This is a genomic window from Marinobacter sp. DSM 26671 (genome assembly GCF_900112835.1).
Taxonomy (GTDB): domain Bacteria; phylum Pseudomonadota; class Gammaproteobacteria; order Pseudomonadales; family Oleiphilaceae; genus Marinobacter; species Marinobacter flavimaris.
Window position 1 is genome coordinate 1 of sequence record NZ_FONF01000049.1, and the last position, 6,654, is coordinate 6,654.

Here is a 6,654-nt window from a genome sequence, read left to right on the forward strand (position 1 = left end):
ATAATCGCCAACTTCGACCATGACCACTCGGATCTGGCACTACCAGGCTTGGTCTGCGAAGGTTGTTGGAGCACTATGAGAAATCCGGGCTAGGCCCGGCGGTTTCGACTCCGGGCACACCACCGGCTTGCTGATGTTACGGGAAGGCATGCCCCTGGATGTCTGGTGCACAGCATAAGTTCATGATGACCTGAGCAGTGGATTTCCATTATTCAGGGTGCTTGAGCACTGTAATGGTGGTCCTCGATGGAATAAGGTTCCGGCAACGGACCAGACCTCGTTTACCATTCCCTGCGCGCCCTCTCTCAGGCTGACGGCAATACCATTGCTGAGCAATGCACCGCTCCTGGTGATGATTGCCCATGGTGGTCCTACCTCCATGGTCTGCCTCGTACTGAATCCTCAGAATCAATTTCTATGTCATCAGGGCTTCGCAGCAGCCGAAGTGAACTACCGCGGCAGTTCCGAAAAAACCAGCCGTCGGTCTCTCTTCATGCAGGGGCGCAGCTCTGGAGGCTACACAGCACCGATGGCACTGGTATCGTCCGGCTATTTCACCGCCGGCGTGAGCCAGTTCGGCGTGAGCGGCCCTGAGCGCCTGCGGCAGATGACCCATCGGTTCGAATCCGGTTATCTGGACTGGCTGCTGGGGCCCTGGATCAGGTACCGCACCAGTGGCAGCAACGCTCACCTCTGGCTCAGGCCAGTCGAATCAGGCGGCCAATGGCGTTCTTTCAGGGCGGCAAGGATTCCGTCGTCGTGCCGGAACAGACGCGGAGCATGGCGGAAGCGCTCCGAGCGAATGGCCAGCAACCTCTGGTCAGGCTTTACCCGGAAGAAGGCCACGGATTCCGCAAAGCTGTCAATCACGCGGATATGTTGAGCAGGCTCGCTGCTTTTTATAGTCGGTGTTGCTGAGCCCGCTGCCAGTCATTTTACCAGCTCTCATATGGCGGGATTACCCTGACTACCACCAACCTGCTCCTTGACTTCCGGGTACTCGCGAACTTTACTCTTTTTGTGATAACAAAAAGTAAAACTGCAGCCACCAGATCGCTGGCTGACTGTTAATCAGTGAATCAAGAGGGCAATAAAAACAATGAATAAAAAAGCTTTAGTTCTCGCTGTCGTGGCAGGCCTTACCGCCACACCCTTCGCTTATGGCCAGTCCAACAACCTGGAAAAGCTCGGCAAATTCCAGGTGACTGGTGAGGCGGAATTCACGACTGTTGACCAGAACAGTAGCAGTGCCGATGCTATCCGGAAAACACTTGAGAAAATTACACTGCCAGAAGGTTTTGAAATCTCCCTTTATGCACTGGTCCCGGACGCTCGACACATAGCGGTGGGGCCGCAGGGCGTTGTTACGTTTGTAGGTACCCGAAAAACCGAAGTCTGGGCAGTGACAGACCGCGACAAGGATCGGGTTGCGGATGAGGTGAAGAACTTTGCCCCGTCGATCGACAAGGCTGTGCCCAATGGCCCGTGTTTTTCACCGCAGGGAGTGCTTTACATTGCCGAACAGAACCGGATTCTGGCCTACCCCGCCGCAGAGTTTTTCTATGAAAGCGGCGATGTGGTTGCCTTCGAACTGATTCCCGAAGGTGAGCTGATACCAGAGGAATTTGTCAGCTACAATCATACGGCCCGGGTATGCGACATCGGCCCCGACGGCAAACTTTATGTCTCGCTGGGACAACCCTATAACGTTGCTCCGCCAGAACATCTCGATACCTTCAGTAAAGTGGGTATCGGCGGGATCATCCGTATCAACCAGGATGGCACTGGCAGGGAAGTTTATACCCGAGGTGTACGTAATTCGGTCGGACAGGACTTCCATCCTACCACCGGAAATCTTTGGTGGACTGACAACCAGGTTGACGGTATGGGTGACGATATACCTCCCGGAGAACTCAACCGACAGACAGAAATGGGCCAACATTTCGGCCACCCCTGGTACGGCGGGGGTAACGTGCGCACAACCGAATACCAAGGAGAAGAAGTGCCCGTGGAGGTAGTATTTCCGGTTGTTGAGACCGTCGCTCATGCGGCTGATCTGGGCATGACGTTCTACACTGGAAATATGTTCCCTGAACGTTACCAGGGCGGAATTTTCATCGCGCAGCATGGATCCTGGAATAGAACTGAACCTGTTGGTGCACGAGTCATGTTCACTCCGGTGGATGCCGAAGGCAATGTTACGGGCGAAACCGTTCCCTTTGCCGAAGGATGGCTTAGCGAAAACGGCGAATACCTCGGCCGCCCAGTGGACGTGGCACAACTGAAAGATGGTTCATTGTTGGTCTCTGATGACCTGGCTGGCGCCGTCTACCGGATTGCCTATACCGGATCCGGTTCCTGAGACCCTACCTCCAATCCCTTACGCCAGAGAGTCCCAGGCTCTCTGGCTACTCAGAGATAACAATAAATGTCACTACTGACCAAAGCGCGCTTCGGCGTGATACTCATGGGTGCGTCCCTCGGCTTTTCTGCAAACACCTTTGCCGCTGACCCGGCCGAGGGCCGCATACTCGCAGCTCAGTGCAAAACCTGCCATGGTCTTGATGGGATTGCGAAAATCCCAATTGCGCCAAACCTTGCTGGCGAAAGTCAGATTTACCTTGTGAAACAGCTGAAGGCCTTCCGCAGCGGTAAACGCGAAAACGAGATGATGTCGGTTGTCACAAAAGACCTTACGGACCAGCAAATATCAGACTTGGCTGCCTGGTACGAATCCATCAGCGTAACGGTCTCTATGCCGGAGTAGCGAAAGGCCTCCACCGGATGCCCTTTTACTTTTAAGGGAACCGAACTTACCCAAAGCGTAAATCTGAATGTCGGCTTTGCGACAAAAGCGAACATCCGCGCTGCGCCCTATCAGCACCAATCTCCTCTCCGCAGAGTCGAAAAATTTATCCCCTTCGGATGGCATCCTATACCTCGAAAACTCCATTCCAGTTCTTTAGAACTAGGGCTTATGCCGTTTTATGATTATGCGACTGATCAAAAAAAGCACATAGTAATTAGCATAAGCAACAGTTTTTATCTGCACAATAAGTGCAGCCTCTCGGAAGCCAAACCCCGAGAGCATGGAACAGCTTCTTAAAAGCATTTGTATCAGGTCGATCTCAGCGGCAGATCATAAGCCGCAACCTTTCCTAATACACGGCATCTCTGCCAACAATCCCAGAACCACGATCAATAGAACAATGGAGGGAAAACTAATGGATTATGAAACGGACTATCTAGTGATTGGCAGTGGTGCCACAGCAATGGCTTTTGTGGACATGATGCTCACACAAACCGACGCCACCTTTTTGATGGTTGACCGCCGTCCAAAAGTGGGCGGGCACTGGAACGACGCGTATCCTTTTGTGCGATTACACCAGCCCTCAGGCTTTTATGGCGTTGCTTCGCGACCATTAGGGCGTCATAGACTGGATGAAACAGGGTTTAACACTGGCTTTCTCGAATTAGCGACGGGTGTTGAAGTCCTAAACTACTTCCATTCACTAATGGACGAAGTATTTATTCCATCAAAGCGTGTTCAGTATCTGCCGTTATGTGACTACACAGATAACGGCACTATCGTCTCACTGATGTCAGGTGAGGAACACGAGGTCACAGTGAACAAAAAAGTGGTGAACGCCACTCTCATGACCACGGAAGTTCCGATGACTCACACACCCCGATTCGAGGTTGCAGAAGGGGTGAAGTGTGTTCCCCCCAACCATCTGTGTCGACTGGCGCCGCAGTACAAACACATCACCATACTCGGCGGCGGCAAGACTGGGATCGATAGCATCACCTGGTTACTGGCTAATGATTATCCGGCTGACAATATCACCTGGGTGATCCCCCGCGATTCATGGTTTTACAACCGTCGAAATTTCCAGCCTGACGAGGCCTTCTTAGGTCAGGCACTGGAGTTTTTTGCCAGTCAAACAGAAACCTTTGCCACGGCCAGAACCGTCGAGGAAGTTTGCTTGGGCATGGAGTCGGCAGGTAACTGGCTGCGCCTGGATAAGAGTATATGGCCCAGTATGTTTCATGCAGCCATCATCACCGAAACAGAGCTTGAGCAAATTCAACGCATTACCAATGTTGTCCGACTCGGTCACGTTGAAGCGATCAACGCAAATGGCATGCAGTTAACCCAGGGTGAAGTCAGCTGCGAGCCAGACACCTTATACATAGACTGTACCGCCAGCGGGGTTGGTAAACACTGGGAAGATCTCCCTCCTGTTTTTCAACATGATCGGATTAACCTACAGCCGATCAGCGTATGGCAAGCCTGTTTTAGCGGCGCATTAATCGCCTTTATAGAAGCCAACATTGAGGATGAGGCATTGCGGCAAGCGATGACTCACTCAAGCCCCTATACGGATACAGTGAGAGACTTCCTGACATCACAGGCAAACATGATGATGAATATCGCCCACTGGAAAGCGCACCCAGAGGTTGCACAGTTTCTAGTGGATTGCCGTCTCGATGGTTTTGCTCGTCTTATCGCCAACATCAGCCCCGATGACCAGGAAAAGCATAACCAGCTTCAACGTTTCGAGCAGAACTTCGAAGGCGCGGCGAAGAACCTTTTTCATTTGGCAGCGACTGCCTAAGCAACCGGATGCTTACTGATGGATACGCACATTCAATCGATAGAATCTGGTTTGCCAGCGCCTGATATTCAAATTTTAGAGATCAATGGGCTAACCATGAAGGTTGCTAGCATGGGCAGTGGGCCTCTGGTGGTGTTATGCCATGGTTTTCCTGAATTGGCGATTTCCTGGCGTAGTCAGATTGCTGCTCTGGCTGCTGCTGGGTACCGGGCGGTGGCACCTGACATGAGAGGCTACGGTGGAACAACGGCTCCATCAGAAGTCAGCGATTATACAATGCTGCACATTGTAGGAGATATGGTCGAGTTGGTCCGCGCCCTAGGCGAGAAACAGGCCGCTATTGTGGGACATGATTGGGGTGCACTTGTTGCCTGGAGTTGTGCCTTACTACGGCCCGACCTTTTTACCTCTGTCGTAGGAATGAGCGTACCTTTCGTGCCTGTTGCTTCCGTCGATATTTTGTCTGCTTTGCGCGATGCAGGCGTCGACCATTTTTATCTTCAATACTTTCAAGCCCCCGGTGTGGCTGAGGCCGAGTTGGAACAGGACGTTGCGGCGTCCATCCGCCGGATGCATTACAGCGCCTCTGGCGATGGGCCGGACACTGTCACCTTTGGCATGCTGAAAACGGGTAAAGGTATTCTGCATAACACAGTGGAGCCTGAAACACTGCTGGATTGGCTGAGCGAGCGGGACGTTGAGGAGTATGCGTCAGAGTTTCGAAGAACGGGCTTTGATGGCGGGCTTAACTGGTACCGCAACATTAAGCGGTCATCGGAATTAATGGCGCCCTGGCGAGGGCAAGTCATTCATCAACCTTCCCTGTTTATTGCTGGCGAGGCTGATGACGTACTCAAGTTTCCAAATGCTCAGGCTAATATCGATAATTTTTCTAACACATTACCTGGCATGCGCGGTTGTCACATTCTCCCCAGTGCGGGGCACTGGATTCAGCGCGAGCGGGCGACAGCAGTGAATGAGCTTTTGATCGAATTTCTTGGCGGCCTCAAGAATGCCGGCTGAACACCAAGTTTTCAGCTGTTGAGGATATAGGGAGCCTGCCAAATTAACGTAACGAACGAATGTTCCGTCTAAGTCCTGTTTGCTGTCGAATGCAGCTCACTTGCCGAGTTGGAAACCTATGAAAGTCCAAAAACTGAAGCTATATCATTTCCCCGCGACTCGCAGTGCCCGTGTGCGGTGGGCGTTGTACGAAACAATTGGAGATGAGTTTGAACTCCAAGCTTTGGATCTGTATCGCGGAGACCAATACCGCGACGAGTATTTGCAGAAGAATCCAAACCACAATGTGCCGCTGCTTGAAATCACCATGGAGGATGGTTCTGTCCAACGGATGCTAGAAAGCGTAGCGATGGTGGAATGGCTGGTAGATTCATTCCCGGAGAAGAAGCTCTCGCCCCCTGTTGGGCTATCACCTGAGCGAGCCGATTATCTGCAAATGGTGCACTTTGGTGGCACCTGGATGGATATGATGCTTTGGCAAGTGCGGATACACGAGCACGTCCTGCCTTCAGACCAGTCTGACCCACGAACGATCGATCGATATCGACAGAAGTTCGTAGAGGAAGTGGAGCCGCAACTTAAAGAAAGGTTGTGCCAGACTTCCTTTATATGCGGCGACGCATTTTCAGGAGCGGATATCGTGATTGGCCATAACGTGACTTGGGAGGCTGTAAACCAAATTGTGTAACTGCCCACGACTGAGTAGTCTTTTCAAAAGGATACCATCGTGGGTACGCAATTGGACCAAGAAAAACTTAAAGCTATGGCCGCCGAGCTGGCCAAGGACATCAAGTCTGAAAAAGATCTCGGAGCCCTCACACAGCAGTTGGTCAAGCTCACCGTCGAGACTGCACTCAACGCCGAACTGGATGAGCATCTTGGATACGAGAAGCACGCTCTTGAAGGCCGTGGCACCGGCAACAGCCGTAACGGCTATTCCGCCAAGCGCCTGAAGGGCCAGCACGGCGAAGTACCGATACAGACTCCTCGTGACCGGGACGGTTCCTTCGAG

7 protein-coding genes and 1 pseudogene are annotated in these 6,654 nt (G+C 52.3%); all 8 read left to right on the forward strand.

The features are described 5' to 3' along the window. Nucleotides 1-115: 115 nt before the first annotated feature. A pseudogene (locus BM035_RS22740) lies at nt 116-343 on the forward strand (MBL fold metallo-hydrolase); the annotation flags it as partial. Nucleotides 344-711: 368 nt separating this feature from the next. Then, a complete protein-coding gene (locus BM035_RS21870) occupies nt 712-918 on the forward strand; it encodes an alpha/beta hydrolase family protein (RefSeq protein WP_254775564.1) in 207 nt (68 codons plus the stop codon). Nucleotides 919-1,099: 181 nt separating this feature from the next. Then, complete coding sequence (locus BM035_RS21875) at nt 1,100-2,362, forward strand: PQQ-dependent sugar dehydrogenase (protein WP_092034395.1); 1,263 nt, start codon at nt 1,100-1,102, stop codon at nt 2,360-2,362. A 66-nt stretch (nt 2,363-2,428) separates the two neighbouring features. Next, nucleotides 2,429-2,767 (forward strand): c-type cytochrome, encoded by a 339-nt coding sequence (locus BM035_RS21880; protein WP_092034397.1) that lies wholly within the window; start codon nt 2,429-2,431, stop codon nt 2,765-2,767. Between the two features lie 457 nt (nt 2,768-3,224). Continuing rightward, nucleotides 3,225-4,619, forward strand: a complete 1,395-nt coding sequence (locus BM035_RS21885) for a hypothetical protein (protein ID WP_092034398.1) — start codon at nt 3,225-3,227, stop codon at nt 4,617-4,619. Between the two features lie 18 nt (nt 4,620-4,637). Next, a complete protein-coding gene (locus BM035_RS21890; RefSeq protein ID WP_092034400.1) occupies nt 4,638-5,642 on the forward strand; it encodes an alpha/beta fold hydrolase in 1,005 nt (334 codons plus the stop codon). A 118-nt stretch (nt 5,643-5,760) separates the two neighbouring features. Then, complete coding sequence (locus BM035_RS21895; RefSeq protein WP_092034402.1) at nt 5,761-6,330, forward strand: glutathione S-transferase family protein; 570 nt, start codon at nt 5,761-5,763, stop codon at nt 6,328-6,330. 51 nt (nt 6,331-6,381) lie between these two features. Continuing rightward, nucleotides 6,382-6,654: transposase (locus BM035_RS21900; RefSeq protein ID WP_139216095.1), on the forward strand; the 273-nt coding region annotated here is incomplete at its 3' end.

Bases quoted from the DNA above. Each gene is read 5' to 3' on its own strand.
- BM035_RS21875 (WP_092034395.1), top strand. From the start codon at position 1,100: ATGAATAAAAAAGCTTTAGTTCTCGCTGTCGTGGCAGGCCTTACCGCC.
- BM035_RS21880 (WP_092034397.1), top strand. From the start codon at position 2,429: ATGTCACTACTGACCAAAGCGCGCTTCGGCGTGATACTCATGGGTGCG.
- BM035_RS21885 (WP_092034398.1), top strand. From the start codon at position 3,225: ATGGATTATGAAACGGACTATCTAGTGATTGGCAGTGGTGCCACAGCA.
- BM035_RS21890 (WP_092034400.1), top strand. From the start codon at position 4,638: ATGGATACGCACATTCAATCGATAGAATCTGGTTTGCCAGCGCCTGAT.
- BM035_RS21895 (WP_092034402.1), top strand. From the start codon at position 5,761: ATGAAAGTCCAAAAACTGAAGCTATATCATTTCCCCGCGACTCGCAGT.